This is a genomic window from Streptomyces rubradiris (assembly GCF_016860525.1).
Lineage (GTDB): Bacteria > Actinomycetota > Actinomycetes > Streptomycetales > Streptomycetaceae > Streptomyces > Streptomyces rubradiris.
In genome coordinates this window covers 1,184,693-1,200,372 of sequence record NZ_BNEA01000001.1, presented here as the reverse complement: position 1 = coordinate 1,200,372, position 15,680 = coordinate 1,184,693, and the positions used below count along the sequence as shown (strand labels likewise).

At 75.7% G+C, this 15,680-nt stretch carries 15 protein-coding genes; 9 read left to right on the top strand and 6 right to left on the bottom strand.

All coding sequences use genetic code 11. The features are described 5' to 3' along the window. The first annotated feature begins 202 nt into the window (after positions 1-202). Positions 203-775, top strand: coding sequence for a helix-turn-helix domain-containing protein (locus Srubr_RS05590; RefSeq protein WP_189996187.1), 573 nt, complete (start codon positions 203-205; stop codon positions 773-775). 22 nt (positions 776-797) lie between these two features. Continuing rightward, the gene (locus Srubr_RS05585) at positions 798-1,520 is read left to right on the top strand and encodes a helical backbone metal receptor (protein WP_189996188.1); all 723 of its coding nucleotides are present in this window, start codon (positions 798-800) and stop codon (positions 1,518-1,520) included. On the opposite strand, the gene Srubr_RS05580 is transcribed toward Srubr_RS05585, so the two are convergent. Further along, entirely contained in the window at positions 1,432-2,577 is a 1,146-nt protein-coding gene (locus Srubr_RS05580) for a TDT family transporter (RefSeq protein ID WP_189996189.1), read from the bottom strand. The two genes, Srubr_RS05585 and Srubr_RS05580, sit on opposite strands and share 89 nt — an antisense overlap. Before the next feature lie 70 nt (positions 2,578-2,647). On the opposite strand from Srubr_RS05580, the gene Srubr_RS05575 reads away from it, so the two are divergent. Continuing rightward, positions 2,648-3,571, top strand: coding sequence for a LysR family transcriptional regulator (locus tag Srubr_RS05575; RefSeq protein WP_189996190.1), 924 nt, complete (start codon positions 2,648-2,650; stop codon positions 3,569-3,571). Positions 3,572-3,641: 70 nt separating this feature from the next. Here the strand turns inward: Srubr_RS05575 and Srubr_RS05570 are convergent, their stop codons facing one another. Both Srubr_RS05570 and Srubr_RS05565 read right to left on the bottom strand, forming a co-directional pair. Next, complete coding sequence (locus Srubr_RS05570) at positions 3,642-4,328, bottom strand: gamma-glutamyl-gamma-aminobutyrate hydrolase family protein (RefSeq protein ID WP_189996191.1); 687 nt, start codon at positions 4,326-4,328, stop codon at positions 3,642-3,644. Positions 4,329-4,437: 109 nt separating this feature from the next. Beyond that, the gene (locus tag Srubr_RS05565; protein WP_189996192.1) at positions 4,438-5,175 is read right to left on the bottom strand and encodes a FadR/GntR family transcriptional regulator; all 738 of its coding nucleotides are present in this window, start codon (positions 5,173-5,175) and stop codon (positions 4,438-4,440) included. 96 nt (positions 5,176-5,271) lie between these two features. On the opposite strand from Srubr_RS05565, the gene Srubr_RS05560 reads away from it, so the two are divergent. From Srubr_RS05560 to Srubr_RS05550, 3 genes are read left to right on the top strand one after another with little or no spacing between them, the layout of a single operon-like run. Next, on the top strand, positions 5,272-6,633 hold the full coding sequence (locus tag Srubr_RS05560) for a glutamine synthetase family protein (RefSeq protein ID WP_189996193.1): 1,362 nt from the start codon (positions 5,272-5,274) through the stop codon (positions 6,631-6,633). An 11-nt stretch (positions 6,634-6,644) separates the two neighbouring features. Further along, complete coding sequence (locus Srubr_RS05555; RefSeq protein WP_189996194.1) at positions 6,645-8,018, top strand: aldehyde dehydrogenase family protein; 1,374 nt, start codon at positions 6,645-6,647, stop codon at positions 8,016-8,018. Next, on the top strand, positions 8,015-8,806 hold the full coding sequence (locus Srubr_RS05550) for a 3-oxoacyl-ACP reductase (RefSeq protein WP_189996195.1): 792 nt from the start codon (positions 8,015-8,017) through the stop codon (positions 8,804-8,806). Before Srubr_RS05555 ends, Srubr_RS05550 begins: the two co-directional genes overlap by 4 nt. A 6-nt stretch (positions 8,807-8,812) precedes the next feature. Here Srubr_RS05550 and Srubr_RS05545 read toward each other — a convergent pair whose 3' ends face one another. After that, positions 8,813-10,015: an amino acid deaminase/aldolase gene (locus tag Srubr_RS05545; RefSeq protein WP_189996196.1), complete on the bottom strand. Its 1,203-nt coding sequence runs from the start codon at positions 10,013-10,015 to the stop codon at positions 8,813-8,815. A 948-nt stretch (positions 10,016-10,963) separates the two neighbouring features. Here Srubr_RS05545 and Srubr_RS05540 point away from each other — a divergent pair. Beyond that, positions 10,964-11,761 (top strand): hypothetical protein, encoded by a 798-nt coding sequence (locus Srubr_RS05540; protein WP_229926722.1) that lies wholly within the window; start codon positions 10,964-10,966, stop codon positions 11,759-11,761. Next, positions 11,758-12,936 (top strand): type VII secretion-associated serine protease mycosin, encoded by a 1,179-nt coding sequence (gene mycP / locus Srubr_RS05535; RefSeq protein WP_189996197.1) that lies wholly within the window; start codon positions 11,758-11,760, stop codon positions 12,934-12,936. The genes Srubr_RS05540 and mycP overlap by 4 nt, the downstream gene beginning before the upstream one ends. 6 nt (positions 12,937-12,942) lie before the next feature. Here mycP and Srubr_RS05530 read toward each other — a convergent pair whose 3' ends face one another. Then, the gene (locus Srubr_RS05530; RefSeq protein WP_229926723.1) at positions 12,943-14,082 is read right to left on the bottom strand and encodes an alpha/beta hydrolase; all 1,140 of its coding nucleotides are present in this window, start codon (positions 14,080-14,082) and stop codon (positions 12,943-12,945) included. Positions 14,083-14,365: 283 nt separating this feature from the next. On the opposite strand from Srubr_RS05530, the gene Srubr_RS05525 reads away from it, so the two are divergent. Beyond that, positions 14,366-15,097 carry an SseB family protein gene (locus tag Srubr_RS05525; protein WP_189996198.1) on the top strand — a complete coding sequence of 244 codons (732 nt, stop codon included), beginning with the start codon at positions 14,366-14,368 and terminating at the stop codon, positions 15,095-15,097. A 25-nt stretch (positions 15,098-15,122) separates the two neighbouring features. Here the strand turns inward: Srubr_RS05525 and Srubr_RS05520 are convergent, their stop codons facing one another. Beyond that, complete coding sequence (locus Srubr_RS05520) at positions 15,123-15,479, bottom strand: DUF1844 domain-containing protein (protein ID WP_189996199.1); 357 nt, start codon at positions 15,477-15,479, stop codon at positions 15,123-15,125. Positions 15,480-15,680 lie beyond the last annotated feature (201 nt).

Below are 15,680 nucleotides of genomic sequence, written 5' to 3'. Positions count from 1 at the left end.
GCACCCGCTCCGGGGCCCGTCCCCACCCCGGGATGCTGGCGAGAACAGTGAGGGTGGAGGATCAGGGAGGTGTCGGGGATGTGACAGGCACGTGAAACGGTTTGCCGAACATGCGTAGGGTGCAGAGAAGTCATCAGAAGAGGGGCGCCCCGTAAGGGGCACCCGTACAGCGGAACGACGAGTGAGGGAGGGAGCCGGAGCGATGGGCGACCACAAAGAACAGCAGCCCGTGCGGGTGGGCGCGGCCGTCCGGCGGCGCCGCCGCGCGCTGGAACTGACCCTCGCCGTCGTGGCCGAGCGAAGCGGCCTGTCGGTGCCCTTCCTCAGCCAGGTGGAGAACGACCGGGCCCGCCCGAGCAGCACCTCCCTGGAGAAGCTGGCCGACGCGCTGCGCACCACGGCCGTCGAACTCCTCGCCGCCGCCGACCCGGCGGCCAGCGTGGACGTGGTGCGCGCCGAGCCGGTCGCCGAGGGCGACTTCGACCCGCGCACCCGCGCCCTGGTGCGCGGCCACCACCAGCTGCACGCCTCCGAGTTCACCGGCGACCACGACGCCGGCCGCGAGCTCCAGCACCGCAACGACGAGCTGATGTACGTCGCCGACGGCGCGGTGGAGATCGAGGCGGAGGGCCGCGCCTACCGCCTCGGCCGGGGCGACACCCTGTATCTGACCGGTGGCGTCCGGCACCGCTGGCGGGCCACGGTCCCGGACACCCGGATCATCGTGGTGGCGGTCGCCGAGCACATCGAGGCCGTCCGGAACAGGTCCCGCTGAGCGGCGGGCGGAAGGCGGCGCCGTGACGCGGGTGGTCTCCCTGGTCCCGTCCCTGACCGAGGCCGTCGCGGTGACCCTGCCCGGCGCCCTCGTGGGCGCCACCGACTGGTGCACCCACCCGGCGGACCTGGACGTCGCCCGGATCGGCGGCACGAAGAACCCCCGGGTGGACCGGATCGTCTCCCTCGCCCCGGACCTGGTGATCGCCAACGAGGAGGAGAACCGCGCCGCCGACCTCGACGCCCTGCGCGCGGCCGGCATCGAGGTCCTGGTCACCGAGGTACGGGGCGTGCCGCAGGCCTTCACCGAGCTGGACCGGGTGCTCACCGCGTGCGGCGCCCCGGGCCGGCCCGGCTGGCTGGACGAGGCGGAGCGGGCCTGGGCGGCGCTGCCCGAGCCCGCGGAGCGCACGACCGCGGTGGTGCCCGTCTGGCGCCGCCCCTGGATGGTTCTCGGCCGGGACACCTTCGCCGGTGACGTCCTGGCCCGCCTCGGCGTGGACCACCTCTACGCCGGCCACCCCGACCGCTATCCGCGCGTCCCGGCGGCCGAGCTGCGCGCGGCGTCCCCGGACCTGGTGGTCCTGCCCGACGAGCCGTACCGCTTCACCGCCGACGACGGCCCCGAGGCCTTCCCCGGCCTGCCCTGCGCCCTGGTCAGCGGACGGCACCTGACGTGGTACGGCCCGTCCCTGACGCGAGCGCCACGGGTGCTGGCCGAGGCCCTGCGAGCAGCTCGCCGCTGAGCAGGCCGCGCACGGTGCCGCGGGCCGCCGCGAGCCAGGCCGCCACCAGGACGGCGTACAGACCCACGGCCAGCGCCTCGTACACCGCCAGGCCGGTGTGCCGGGCCAGGGCGGCCGCGCCGGTGACACAGGTGCCCACCGGGAAGGTGAACGCCCACCAGGTCAGCGCGAACCCCATCCCGTGCCGCCGGGCCCGCACCACGTGCGCGGTCGCCAGCGCCAGCCACAGCAGCGCGAACCCCATCACGGGCACGCCGTACAGCACGGCGAGGACCGCGAGGCCGCGGTCGTAGGGGGCCGGTACGACCCCGGGCGCGGCGTCCGCGATCACTCCCGTGGCGGTGGCGGACTGCCCGAGCGGGCCGAGTACCAGGAACAGGGTCGGGGTGAGCGCGAGCGGCAGCGGCCCGGCGGTGATCAGCCGGGCGAACACCAGCGGCAGCATCAGCAGCACGGCCAGCAGGCTCGCCCCGAACAGCGCGAGGCACGCCAGCAGCAGGGTCTCCCGGGGCTGCCCCGGCGGCAGGTGCGGCACCAGCAGCGGGCCGAGCGCGGCCGACACCATGGGCGCGACCAGCGGCAGCAGCCACACCGGGCTGGCCTGGCCGGGTTCGGCCCGGTGCCGCACGGCCATCAGGTACGGCACGGCGACGGCGGCCCCGAGCCCGGCCGCCGTACCGGCGGTGTACAGCACGGTGTCCAGGGCGACGGCCGCGCGGGTGCCGATCAGGTCCCGGCCGGCCGTCAGGGCGCCGCCGCCCACCGACAGCAGCGCCATCGCCAGGCAGGCGTGGAAGGGGGCCACGGCCGGATCGAGGAGGTGGGCGCGGGCCTGGTCGCGGTGGCGGGCCCAGTGCACGGCGCGGGCGGCCAGCAGGGCCACGAGCAGCAGCAGCGACAGCACCCAGACGGCGGCGAAGACGGCGCGCGGCCCGTTCGCCGGCGCGGGCAGCGCGACCCCTGCGGAGCCGACGATGGCGGTGCCCATCACGGAGGCGTACCAGTTGGGGCCGAGGTGTCTGACCGATGGCGTACGGGGCTGGGCTGCGGTGACCATGCGCTCACGATGTCCCAGCGATTCCCCCCTGACCAGGGAGTTCCTGTCTATGAGGGCATAAGCTGGTCTTATGAGCAGGGCCGAGGGACAGCGGGAACGCACGGAATCTCTGGCGCACCGGGTGCCGGACCTGGCCGCGCTGGAGCTGCTGCTCGCGGTGGCGCGGCTGGGCAGTCTCGGCGCGGCGGCCCGCGAGGTCGGCATCACCCAGCCGGCCGCGAGCAGCCGGCTGCGCTCCATGGAACGGCAGCTGGGGGTGGCCCTCGTCGACCGCTCCCCGCGCGGCTCCCGGCTCACCGACGCGGGCGCCCTGGTCACGGACTGGGCCCGCCGGGTGGTGGAGGCGGCGGCCGCCTTCGACGCGGGCGCGCGGGCGCTGCGGGACCGGCGTGACTCCCGGCTCCGGGTCGCGGCCAGCATGACCATCGCCGAATACCTGCTGCCCGGCTGGCTGCTCGCGCTGCACGCCGAGCGGCCCGACACGGCCGTGTCGCTGCTCGCGGGCAACTCGGCGAAGGTCGCGGAGCTGCTGCTGGCGGGGGAGGCGGACCTCGGGTTCGTGGAGGGCCTGAACGTGCCGACCGGCCTGGACTCCACGGTCATCGCCCACGACCGGCTGATCGTCGTCACCGCGCCCGGCCACCCGTGGGCCCGGCGCCGGCGGCCCCTGACGGCGGCGGAGCTGGCGTCCACCCCGCTCATCCTCCGAGAGCGGGGTTCGGGCACCCGCCAGGTCCTGGACGCGGCGCTCGGCGGTCTGGCCCGCCCGCTGATCGAGCTGTCCTCGACCACGGCGGTCAAGGCCTCCGCGGTCAGCGGCGCGGGCCCCTCCGTCCTCAGCGAACTGGCGGTGGGTGAGGAACTGTCCCTGCGCCGCCTGGTCAGCATCCCCGTGGAGGGCGTCCCCCTGCGCCGGGCCCTCCGAGCGGTCTGGCCCACCGGCCACCGCCCCGCCGGTCCGGCGAGAGAACTCCTGTCACTCACACGAGCGTGAGCGTGAAAGGACAGCGGAAAACCGGGCGCTCAGCCCCGACGCACCCGCACCCCGCGGACCACGCCGCCCCTCAGGAAGCGGCTGCGATCAGGGCCTGCATGACCCGCAGGTCGTCGCTCTGTTCGGGGTGCCACTGCACGCCGAGGACCCAGCCCCGGTCCGCGGGCAGTTCCACGGCCTCCACGGTGCCGTCCGCCGCGTAGGCGGAGGGCACCAGTCCGGCGCCGAGCCGCTCCACGGCCTGGTGGTGGTACGTCGGCACGGTCAGCTCCTCCGGGACGATCCCGCCGTACAGCGTCCCCGGTACCGGCTTCACCGGGTGCCCGCCGAACACGCCGACCCTCTCCGCGTGCCCCTCCAGGTGCTGGACCAGCGTGCCGCCCAGTGCCACGTTCAGCAGCTGCATGCCCCGGCAGACGCCGAGCAGCGGTGTCCCCGCCGCCAGCGCGGCCTCGATCAGCGCGAGTTCCCAGGCGTCCCGCTCGGGCGCGGGCCGCCCGGTGTGCGGGGAGCGCTCGGCGCCGTAACGGGCCGGGTCGACGTCCGGGCCGCCCGCGACGACCAGGGCGTCCAGCGGGGCCAGGGCCGCGGCGGCCCGCTCGGGCGCGTCCGGCGGCAGCAGCAGCGCCAGCCCGCCGGCCCGCTGGACGAGCCGTGGGTACGCGGCCGGCAGCAGCACCGCCTCCAGTTCCCACACCCCCCAGCGCGCGCCGGACTCCAGGTACGTGCTCACGCCGATCAGCGGCCGTGCCGTCATGCAGTCCTCCACGGGAACCCGGCGGTCCTGATTCCACCGTGCTCGATCGGGGCGCCCGCTTCAAGAGCGCCTCGGTAAAGGTATTCGGTCGAACCTTTGTGTAGCCGGGTCAGGTCAGGAAGCCCCGCAGCAGCGCCGCCGTGCCCGCGCAGTGCTCGCGCATCACCTCCCGGGCTCCGTCGGCGTCTCCCTCCAGCACCGCCTCCACCAGCGCGGTGTGCTGCCGCTGGGAGTGCTCCAGGTTGCGCACCAGCAGCGGGATGCAGTCCAGCAGGTCGTTCACCGTGGCCCGGACCGCCGCGTACCGCTCGGCCAGCGACGGCGAGCCGCACAGCTCGGCCAGCGTCAGGTGCAGCAGCGTGTCCGCCCGCCGGTAGTCCGCGAGCGGGGCCTCCCGCGTGCGCTCCAGCGCCTCACGCAGCCGCCGCGCGCGCTCCCCGGCCAGCCCGTGCGCCGCGCACAGACCGGCCGCGCCCACCTCCAGCACCTCGCGGAAGCGCAGCACGTCCTCGATGTCGACCCCGGCCACCCGGCGCCGCAGCTCGTCCTCGCCGCCCGCGTCCGGACGCGGCAGCACGAACGTTCCGCCGTACCGCCCGCGCCGCGCCCGGACCAGCCCCTGGTCCTGGAGCACCTTCAGCACCTCGCGCAGCGTCACCCGGCTGATCCCGAGCCGCTCCGCCAGCTCCCGCTCGGCCGGCAATCGCCCGCCGTCCGGCACCAGGCCCAGCCGGACGACCTGGAGGATCTGCTCCAGTGCCTCCTCGAAGCCGTTGCCCGCCCGCACCGGCCGCAGCACCGCGGCGAGCCGGTCCTCAGGCGTGTCCGGGCCCGCCTCCCGTGCCATCCGCCGTGCCCCCTTCCCAACCAATGGTTCCCGGCAATACCTTATGGCTCCCGGTTCGGCCGGGAACAGCGCGCCGGCGCCGAAGGAGGCTCTCCCGTGGCAGACCGCACACCCCCGCTCAGCGTCGAGGAACTGCACGCCCTCGTCGCGGGCGGTGAGATCGACACCGTCGTCCTGGCCTTCCCCGACATGCAAGGGCGGCTCCAGGGCAAGCGGTTCGCCGCCCGCTTCTTCCTCGACGAGGTACTCCACCACGGCACCGAGGGCTGCGACTACCTCCTCGCGGTCGACCCCGAGATGAACACCGTCGACGGCTACGCGATGTCCTCCTGGGAGCGCGGCTACGGCGACTTCGCCATGCGCCCCGATCCCGCCACCCTGCGCCGCGTCCCCTGGCACCCCGGCACCGCCCTGCTCCTGGCCGACCTCGCCTGGAACGACGGCACCCCGGTCGCCGTCGCGCCCCGCCAGATCCTGCGCCGCCAGCTGGAGCGGCTCGCCGCCCTCGGCTACACCGCCCAGGCCGGCACCGAGCTGGAGTTCATCGTCTTCAAGGACAGCTACGAGGCGGCCTGGGACGCGGGCTACCGCGGCCTGACCCCCGCCAACCAGTACAACGTCGACTACTCCATCCTCGGCACCGGCCGCGTCGAACCCCTGCTGCGCCGGCTGCGCAACGACATGGCCGGCGCCGGCCTCACCGTGGAGTCCGCCAAGGGCGAGTGCAACCCCGGCCAGCACGAGATCGCCTTCCGCTACGCCGAGGCCCTGCGCACTTGCGACCAGCACGCCCTGTACAAGACCGGCGCCAAGGAGATCGCCGCCCAGGAGGGCGTCTCGATCACCTTCATGGCCAAGTACAACGAACGCGAGGGCAACTCCTGCCACATCCACCTCTCCCTCGCCGACGCCGACGGCCGCAACGCGATGGCCGGCCCCGACGGCGGCATGTCCGACGTGATGCGGCACTTCCTCGCCGGACAGCTCGCCGCCCTGCGCGACTTCTGCCTCCTGTACGCCCCCAACATCAACTCCTACAAGCGGTTCCAGCCCGGCTCCTTCGCGCCCACCGCCGTCGCCTGGGGCCACGACAACCGCACCTGCGCCCTGCGCGTGGTCGGCCACGGCCGCTCCCTGCGCTTCGAGAACCGCCTCCCCGGCGGCGACGTCAACCCCCACCTCGCCGTCGCCGGACTGGTCGCGGCCGGCCTGTACGGCGTCGAGCACGGGCTCGAACTGCCCGAACCCTGCCCCGGAAACGCCTACACCGCCGGGTTCGAGCACGTCCCGACCACCCTGAGGGAGGCCGCCGAGCTCTGGGAGAACAGCCCGATCGCCAAGGCCGCCTTCGGCGACGAAGTGGTCGCGCACTACCGCAACATGGCGCGCGTCGAGCTGGACGCCTTCGACGCCGCGGTCACCGACTGGGAGCTGCGTCGCTCCTTCGAACGCCTGTGAAAGGTCACCACGTGTCCGACCCGAACGAGCTGACCGTCCTCAACCCCGCCACCGAGGAGACCGTCGCCACCGTCCCCGCCGCGAGCGAGGAGGACGTCGCCGCCGCCGTCGCACGGGCCGTACGCGCCCAGCGGACCTGGGCCGCCCTCGCCCCCGCCGACCGGGCCCGGCTGCTGCGCCGCTTCGCGGACGTGGTCGACGCCCACACCGAGGAACTCGCCCGGCTGGAGGTTTGCGAGGCCGGCCACACCCTCGGCAACGCCCGCTGGGAGGCCGGCAACGCCCGCGACCTGCTCCTGTACGCGGCGGGCGGCGCCGAACGCCTGCTCGGCCGGCAGATCCCGGCACCCGGCGGCTGGGACGTCACCTTCCACGAACCCCTCGGCGTGGTCGGCGTGATCGCCCCCTGGAACTTCCCCATGCCGATCGCCGCCTGGGGCTCCTTCCCGGCGCTCGCCGCGGGCAACGCCGTCGTCCTCAAGCCCGCCGAGGCCACCCCGCTCACCGCGCTCCGCCTCGCCGCCCTGGCCCTGGAGGCGGGCCTGCCCGAACACCTCTTCCAGGTGCTGCCCGGCTACGGCACCACCGCCGGCCGCGCCCTGGTGGACCACCCGGACGTCGCCAAGATCGTCTTCACCGGTTCCACCCGCACCGGCCGCGAGGTCATGGAACGCTGCGCCCGGCTGGTCAAACCGGTCACCCTCGAACTCGGCGGCAAGAGCCCCAACGTGGTCTTCGCCGACGCCGACCTCACCGCCGCCCTCGACCCCTTCTCCTTCCTCGACAACTGCGGCCAGGACTGCTGCGCCCGCACCCGCGTCCTGGTCCAGGAGAGCGTGCTGGACGAGGCCCGGGCCCTGCTCGCCGACGCGCTGGCCGCCGTGGTCGTCGGCGACCCGGCCGACGAGAAGACCCGGATGGGCCCGCTGATCTCGGCACGGCAGCGGGAGCGCGTACGGTCCTACGTCCCCGACGACGCCCCGGCCCTGCGCGGCAGCGCCCCCGACGGCCCCGGCTTCTGGTTCCCGCCGACCGTGCTCACCGCCGAGCGGCCCGACAGCCGGGCGGCCCGCGAGGAGATCTTCGGCCCCGTGGCCGTCCTGCTCCCCTTCACCGACGAGCAGGACGCCGTCCGCCTCGCCAACGACACCCCCTACGGCCTGTCCGGCTCGGTCTGGACCCGGGACCTGGGCCGCGCCCTGCGCGTCTCCCAGGCCGTCCGCGCGGGCAACCTGTCCGTGAACTCCCACTCCAGCGTCCGCTACTGGACCCCGTTCGGCGGCTTCAAGCAGTCCGGCCTCGGCCGCGAACTCGGCCCCGACGCCCTGACCGCCTTCACCGAGACCAAGAACGTCTTCATCAGCACGGAGGGCCCCGCACAGTGACCGACACCACCGACAACCGTGTCTGCCGCCGCCTGACCGGCCGTACCGCCGTCGTGACCGGAGCCGGCAGCGGCATCGGCCTCGCCACCGCCCGCCGCCTCGCCTCCGAAGGGGCCCACGTGGTCTGCGCGGACGTCGACGAGACCACCGGCAAGGCCGCGGCCGGGGAGGTGGGCGGACTCTTCGTCAAGACCGACGTCACCGACCCCGAGCAGGTCGAGGCGCTGTTCAAGGCGGCCTACGACACCTACGGCAGCGTCGACGTCGCCTTCAACAACGCCGGCATCTCCCCGCCCGACGACGACTCCATCCTCGACACCGGCCTGGAGGCATGGAAGCGCGTCCAGGAGGTCAACCTCACCTCCGTGTACCTGTGCTGCAAGGCCGCCATCCCCTACATGCGGCGCCAGGGCAAGGGCTCCATCATCAACACCGCGTCCTTCGTGGCCCGGATGGGCGCCGCCACCAGCCAGATCTCCTACACCGCCTCCAAGGGCGGGGTGCTCGCCATGTCCCGCGAACTCGGAGTGCAGTTCGCCCGGGAGGGCATCCGGGTCAACGCCCTGTGCCCCGGCCCGGTCAACACCCCGCTGCTGCGGGAGCTGTTCGCCAAGGACCCCGAGCGCGCCGCGCGCCGCCTGGTGCACATCCCCGCCGGCCGGTTCGCCGAGGCCGAGGAGATCGCCGCCGCCGTCGCCTTCCTGGCCAGCGACGACTCCTCCTTCGTCAACGCCACCGACTTCCTGGTGGACGGCGGCCTCACCGGCGCCTACGTCACACCCCTGTAGGACGCCTCACAGGAAGGTGTGCCCCTCACCCCGGTAGGTCGGCACGGTCGCGGTCACCGTGTCCCCCTCGATCAGGTGCAGCGCCTCGAACCGCTCGCACAGCTCGCCCGCCTTGGCGTGCCGGAACCACACCTTGTCGCCTATGAGCAGGTCGTCGGCGGGCGAGCCGAGCAGCGGGGTCTGCACCTCCCCGGGGCCTTCCTGCGGGTCGTACCGCAGCCCCTCGGGCAGATACGGCACCGGCAGCCGGTCGGGCCCGGCGGCGCCGGAGGCCGGATAGCCGCCGCCGAGCACGGTCACCACCCCCACCCCGGGCCGCCGGACCACGGGCTGCGCGAACAGGGCGCCCGGACGGCCGGTGAAGGAGGAGTAGTTGTCGAACAGGCGCGGCACGTACAGCCCCGAACCGGCGGCGATCTCGGTGACCGCGTCCTCGGCGGCGGTGTGCTGCACGCTGCCGGTGCCGCCGCCGTTCACGAACTCCAGGTCCGGGGCGACGGCCCGCACCGCCCGGACGACCGCGGCCCGCCGCTCGGCCAGTTCCCGCCGGGCGGCGGCCTGCATCAGCCGGACCGCCCGGGACCGCAGCGGCCGCCCCGCGACCGCGTCCCCGACCCCGGCGACATGCCCCTCGTACGCCATGATCCCCACCAGCCGGAAGCCCGGCCGCCGGGCCACCGAGCGTGCCAGCTCGGCGAGTTGGGCGGGGGAGTGCAGCGGCGAGCGCCGGGCGCCGATCCGCACCCGGCCGCCCAGCAGCCGCAGCGAGGTGTCCAACTCCAGGCACACCCGGACGACTTCGCGCCCGCCGTCGCGGGCCGCGTCGATGAGGTCCAGGTGCGCCGGATCGTCGATCATCACGGTGACGGCACCGGCGAGCTTCGGATCGGCGGCCAGCTCGGCGAAGTGCGCCCGGTCGGCGGACGGATAGGCCAGCAGCACGTCCTCGAACCCCGACCGCGCCAGCCACAGCGACTCGGCCAGGGTGAACGACATGACGCCCCGGAAACCGTCCTTGGCCAGGACCCGCTCCAGCAGGGCCCGGCAGCGCACCGACTTGCTGGCGACCCGCACGGGCTTGCCCCCGGCCCGGCGCAGCAGGTCGTCCGCGTTGGCGTCGAACGCGTCCAGGTCCACGATCGCGAGGGGGGCGTCGAGATGGGCGGTGGCCCGGTCGTAACGGGCCCGGGCGGCGGCAGGCGCAGTCATGGCGGAAGCCTGCCAGAGAGGATTACCGCAGGGTAGGGGGACGTTCCGGGCAGATGCCCCGGGCGCGCGGACCGGTTCCGTTCCGGCCCGCGACAAGCCGTAGAGTGACGCGCACGTACGGCGGACCGCGCCCGGCGCACCAGGCGAACCGGGATGCCCGTCCGGCCGTACGGGTATGCGTGCCCGGGAGAAACCAGCGCACCGGGCGCGGCCGGACGGCGGACGGCCCGCGTACGGAGGAAACGGCCCTGGGCACGAGGAAACGGGGGGTGCATGAGCACGGAAGCGCGGCACACCCCCGTACCGCCCCGCCCCTCGGCCCCGCCCCCCGCCGCGGAAACGGCCCGCCCCGACGCGGGGCCGGCCGGTACGGTCCCGCGCCCGTCGACGCCCACGGCCCCCCACCCGGCCGGCGACCCCGACGACGAGCCGTCGGTCTTCACCCCGCGCGTCGTACGCCCCCCGCGTCCTGCGGTGGTTCCCGAGGTCCCCGATCCGGTGAGCCCGCCTCCGCCGCCCGCGTCGGCCCGCTTTCCCGACGTACCGCCGAGCACGGGGGCCAGGGGAGGTGCGGTGCGGTCCGGCGGCCGTTCCGGGCAGGCGCCGACTCCCGCCCGGACTCCCGCGGCAACGGCCGGGGGGAGCGTCTCGCGGACCGCTCCCGGGACCGTCACCGGGCCTGCCGCGCGGGCGACCGGGGCCGGGCCACGGTCCGCTGACGAACCGCCCCGGCGGGGGACGCCCCGGCAGGACGCTCCGGCCGAGTCGGCGTCGGAGTCGACCAGGCGGCTGCGTCCCGTCCCGCCCGCCTCCGCTGACGCCCCGTCACCCGCCGTGCCCCCGACCGGGGTACGGGCCTGGGGTCCGCCGGCGCCCGGGGAGCCGGGACCACCCGGCGGGCCCGGCCCGGGCCGCCCCTGGAGCGCGGCTCCGGCCGACCGGCCCCTCGTGTCGTTCGCGGAACCCGAGCTGACCGGCGCGCGCACCCGCCCCCGGGTCGGGCCGCGCACCGCCGCTGCCGCCACTTGTCTTGTCCTCGGCCTCGGCCTCATCGGCGGGGCCGCCGCCGGGGGCTGGCTCACCGGGGACGGCGACGACGACGCCGCCCGCACCGCGTACACCGCCGCCGGCGCCCTGTGGCACAGCGTGCCCGTGGACCAGCTCTTCCCGCCCACCGTCCAGGGCACCGGCGCCGGCCCCGGCGGAGCCGACCGCACGTGGACCCGCGTCGCCGTGGCCCCGGACGGCGGCTGCGCCCACGCCTTCGACCCGCTGCTGGCCCGGGCCCTCGCCCCGGTCGGCTGCCGGCGGCTGCTGCGCGCCACCTACACCGACGCCACCCAGAGCCATGTCACCACCGTCGGCCTGATGTTCACCAAGGCCGACCCCGCCGCCATGTCCGCGCTCGCCGCCCGCTTCCGCGACGAGCGCCTGGACCGGCGCCCCGATCTGATGCCCCGGCCCTACGCCGCCCCCGGCACGGCCGCCGCCGGCTTCGGCGACCGGCAGCGGGCCTCCTGGACCCTCTCCGTCCTCACCGAAGCCCCCGTGGTGGCGTACGCCGTCTCCGGCTGGGCCGACGGCCGTACCGTCGACGAGCCCCAGCCCGCCGCCGACGCCGTCCGTACCGGCGCCGCCACCGCACCGGCCCAGGCCGGCCTCGGCAACGAGGCCAAGGGCCTGGCCGACCGCATCGAACGGCGGCTGCGCAAGACCATCGGCACGGCCACGGAGAAGTCCGCATGACCCGACCGACCGGCCGCCGCGGGGCCCTCGCCGCCGTGGCGAGCCTGCTGCTCACCGGCTCCCTCGCCCTGCTGCCCGCCGCCACGGCCCACGCCGACGGCCTGCGCGCCCGGCAGTGGGCCCTGACCGCGCTCCACCTGGAGGAGGCCTGGCGGACCACCGAGGGCCGGGGCGTCACCGTCGCCGTCCTGGACACCGGCGTGGAGTCCGGCCATCCGGACCTCGCCGGGAACGTGCTGCCCGGCAAGGACATGATCGGCTTCGGCGCCGGGCCCGGCGAGCGCCTGTGGGCCCGGCACGGCACCGCCATGGCCGGCATCATCGCCGGGCACGGCCACGGCCCCGGGAACGCCGACGGCGTCCTCGGCGTGGCCCCGGAGGCGAAGATCCTCCCGGTCCGCGTGATCCTGGAGGACGGCGACCCGGCCCGCGCCAAGGCCCGCACCACCCGCGGAACCGCCCTGGCCGACGGCATCCGCTGGGCCGCCGACCACGGCGCCGACGTCATCAACCTCTCCCTCGGCGACGACTCGAACTCGGCCCACCCCGAACCCGGTGAGGACGAGGCCGTGCAGTACGCCCTGGGCAAGGGCGTGGTCGTCGTCGCCTCCGCGGGCAACGGCGGCGACAAGGGCGACCACGTCTCCTACCCGGCCGCCTACCCGGGCGTCATCGCCGCCACCGCCGTGGACAAGTACGGCACCCGCGCCGCCTTCTCCACCCGCCGCTGGTACGCGGCCGTCAGCGCGCCCGGCGTCGACGTCGTCATCGCCGACCCCGACCACAAGTACTACGCGGGCTGGGGCACCAGCGCGGCCTCCGCCTTCGTCTCCGGAGCGGCGGCCCTGATCCGGTCGGCGTACCCGGACCTGGCCCCGGCCCAGATCAAGAAGCTGCTGGAGGACACCGCGCGGGACGCCCCGGCCGGCGGCCGGGACGACTCCCGGGGCTTCGGCATGATCGACCCGGCGGCGGCACTGAAGGCCGCCGCCCGCCTGGAGCCGCGCCGCCTGCACGCCGCGCCGTACGGCGAGAAGTACTTCGGCCCCGGCCCGGACACCCCCAGGGCCGGCGGCCGCACCGCCGACTGGGCGGCCCCGCTCGCCGGCGGCGCGGGCGCCGTCCTGCTGGCGGCCGGGACGGTCCTGTGGCGAAGCCGCGGCCGGCGGCCCTGAGAGCCGCTATCCGGCGACGTACCCGATCTCCGGGTGACGTGCCGACGCGCCCCGCAGCAGCAGCCCGGTGTCGGGCCGGCCGCGCAGCTGGAGGTCGAAGAAGGCCCGCACCACGGCCCGTACGGCCGCCACCGCCCGGTCCGCGGGGACCGTGCCGACCTGCAACGGCAGCCCGGGCGGAAGCTGCGGCGCGAGGGCGACGATGTCGCTGAAGGACAGGTGCCCGGCGTCCGCGAGCCGCAGGCAGCGGCGCCAGCCGCGCAGGTTCCGCCAGAACTCGGGCCAGTGCGGGTCCTTGGCCAGGCCGTCGTGCTCCGCCGTGTCCATCAGCAGGAACGGCCGGTCCAGGCCGCGCCCGACCACGGGGCCGAACACCGTGCCGTCCAGGTCGGCGCCGGCCCGCACCCGGTCGTCCAGGTCCATCAGGGCCGCCGCCGCGGCACCGCCCCGGGAGTGGCCGAAGGCCCCCACGCGCGTCGGATCGAGGGCGCCGCGCAGCCCGCGCGGGCGCCGCCGCCGTCCGGGGCCGGGGGCACCACCCCAGGCCGGGCCGGTGAGGTGGTCGAGCACGAACCGCAGGTCGGCGGCGCGCACCGCGACCGCGGCGACGACCTCCTCCTCGCTGTCCTCGCCGACGGAGAGCACCACACGGCCGTCGGGGAACTCCACCTCACCCGAGTCGTAGGGGTGGTCCACGGTGACCACGGCATAGCCCCAGGACACCAGCTCCTCGACCACCAGGGTGTTGAACGTGCGGTCCGAGGCCGCGCCCGGTGAGTACAGGAGCACCGGGTACCGGCCCGGCCGGACCGGCGCCCCGTCCGCGCCGTGCGTCAGGGGCATCGCGTAGCCGTCCAGCGCACCGCCGTACCGTGCCTTCAGCGCCCGCTCGGCGCCCGGCGGCAGCCACGGCAGCCGCGGGCGGTCCCGGACGTCCACGGCCGGATAGACGACGGTCGCCATCAGCTCGCGCGGCCGGCCCGACCAGGGGTCGGTCCGCGACCGGTCGACCAGGTGCAGCTCCACCGCGCCCACCGCGAACGGCCCGGTCGGGCCGGCCAGCCGGAGGCGGACGGGGCCGGACGCCGAGGCGTACGCGGGCGCCGGCAGCGAGACGGCCGCGGCGGCCGCGAGACCACCGGCCATGAGGGAACGGCGAGTCGGACGTACGGGAGGCACCGTGCTCCTTCCACGACCGGACTCCCGGCACGCTGAGGAGAACGCCGGCATCCGGCCTGCTGAAGATCAACTGCCCCGGAGTCTAGAGGAGTTGACGCGAGAGCCCCGCCGCGCCCCCGGTGCCCGCCGCCCCCGCCGCCACCGGCCCGGCGCCCCGCGGCTGCCCGGCTCCCGTCCCGCTCCCGGGGTTCCCGGCCCCGTACCGGCCCGGCGGCCCGTGCCCGCCGGGCCCCCGATAGGGTCGGTGACCGTGGCGAACAAGAACATTCCCGACCCCGGCTTCTCCGACGACGACGGCTCCGCCGACCCCCGGCTGAGCGCCGCGCTCGCCGCCTGGGCCAAGGACCGCGGCGCCGTCGGGCCCGTCCTGGAGGCGCTCAAGGGCGCCCGGCTGCTGGTCCCCGTCGTCGCCGTGCTCGGCGAGGTGGAGGAGGACGAGAACGGGCTGCGCCGCGAGAAGACCAGCGACATGGCCGTGCCCACGCTGAAGGCCGGCGACCGCACCGCGCTGCCCGCCTTCACCTCCACCGACTCCCTGGCCCGCTGGGACCCCGCGGCCCGCCCGGTCGCCGTCCCCCTGCACCAGGCGCTCCAGGCCGCCGCGCACGAGAAGGCCGACACGGTCGTGCTGGACCTCGCCGGACCGGTGCCGTTCGAGCTGACCGGACCGGCGCTGCTCGCCCTCGCCGAGGGACGCACCAGCACCGACCCGCTCGCCGACCCGGCCGTGGTGGCGGCCGTCCGCACGGCGGTGGCGGCGGAGCCCGCCGTGCTGCGCGCCCACCTCGGCCCCGGACGGGCCGACGGCACCCTCGCCCTCGTCCTCGACCCGGCAGCGCCGCCCGCCGAGGCCGCCCGCGCGGTCGCCGGACGGCTCGCCGCCGACGAAACACTGCGGGCCCGCCTGGTGCGCGGCCTCGACCTGGCACTGCTGCCGGCCGGGACCACGCCTCCGGGCGAGCCCCTGTACGTGAAGGAATGAGACCGTACGCGAGGTACGGGCGGGGTCAGCCGTAGACCGGGCCGGTGTACTTCTCGCCCGGACCCTGGCCCGGCTCGTCCGGGACGACCGACGCCTCGCGGAACGCCAGCTGGAGCGACTTCAGGCCGTCGCGCAGCGGGGCCGCGTGGAAGGAGCTGATCTCGGTCGCGCTCGCGTCCAGCAGACCGGCGAGCCCGGTGATCAGCTTGCGGGCCTCGTCCAGGTCCTTGTACTTCTCGCCCTCCTCGCTCAGCCCGAGCTTCACGGCGGCGGCGCTCATCAGGTTGACGGCGACCGTCACGATCACCTCGACGGCGGGGACCTCGGCGATGTCCCGGGTCATCGCGTCGAAGTCGGGGGACTCAGGAGGGGTGTCACTCATGCCCCACACGATAGGCCCCGCCGGACGCGCCCCGGCCCGCGGGAGCCCGCCCCGCACGGCCCCGGCGCACGGTTTGGCACCCTCTGTGGCAACCCTGTAGTCTGGGGGAAACGACCGGCCGGACACCTGCGTGTTCGGCCCACAAGTGGAGGCTCCGATCTCCCACCTGCTCCGTCCCCCGGGACGGCGGGTCCGGTCAGG

Bases quoted from the DNA above. Each gene is read 5' to 3' on its own strand.
- Srubr_RS05590 (WP_189996187.1), top strand. From the start codon at position 203: ATGGGCGACCACAAAGAACAGCAGCCCGTGCGGGTGGGCGCGGCCGTC.
- Srubr_RS05580 (WP_189996189.1), bottom strand. From the start codon at position 2,577: ATGGTCACCGCAGCCCAGCCCCGTACGCCATCGGTCAGACACCTCGGC.
- Srubr_RS05575 (WP_189996190.1), top strand. From the start codon at position 2,648: ATGAGCAGGGCCGAGGGACAGCGGGAACGCACGGAATCTCTGGCGCAC.
- Srubr_RS05570 (WP_189996191.1), bottom strand. From the start codon at position 4,328: ATGACGGCACGGCCGCTGATCGGCGTGAGCACGTACCTGGAGTCCGGC.
- Srubr_RS05565 (WP_189996192.1), bottom strand. From the start codon at position 5,175: ATGGCACGGGAGGCGGGCCCGGACACGCCTGAGGACCGGCTCGCCGCG.
- Srubr_RS05545 (WP_189996196.1), bottom strand. From the start codon at position 10,015: ATGACTGCGCCTGCCGCCGCCCGGGCCCGTTACGACCGGGCCACCGCC.
- mycP (WP_189996197.1), top strand. From the start codon at position 11,758: ATGACCCGACCGACCGGCCGCCGCGGGGCCCTCGCCGCCGTGGCGAGC.
- Srubr_RS05530 (WP_229926723.1), bottom strand. From the start codon at position 14,082: ATGGCCGGTGGTCTCGCGGCCGCCGCGGCCGTCTCGCTGCCGGCGCCC.
- Srubr_RS05520 (WP_189996199.1), bottom strand. From the start codon at position 15,479: ATGAGTGACACCCCTCCTGAGTCCCCCGACTTCGACGCGATGACCCGG.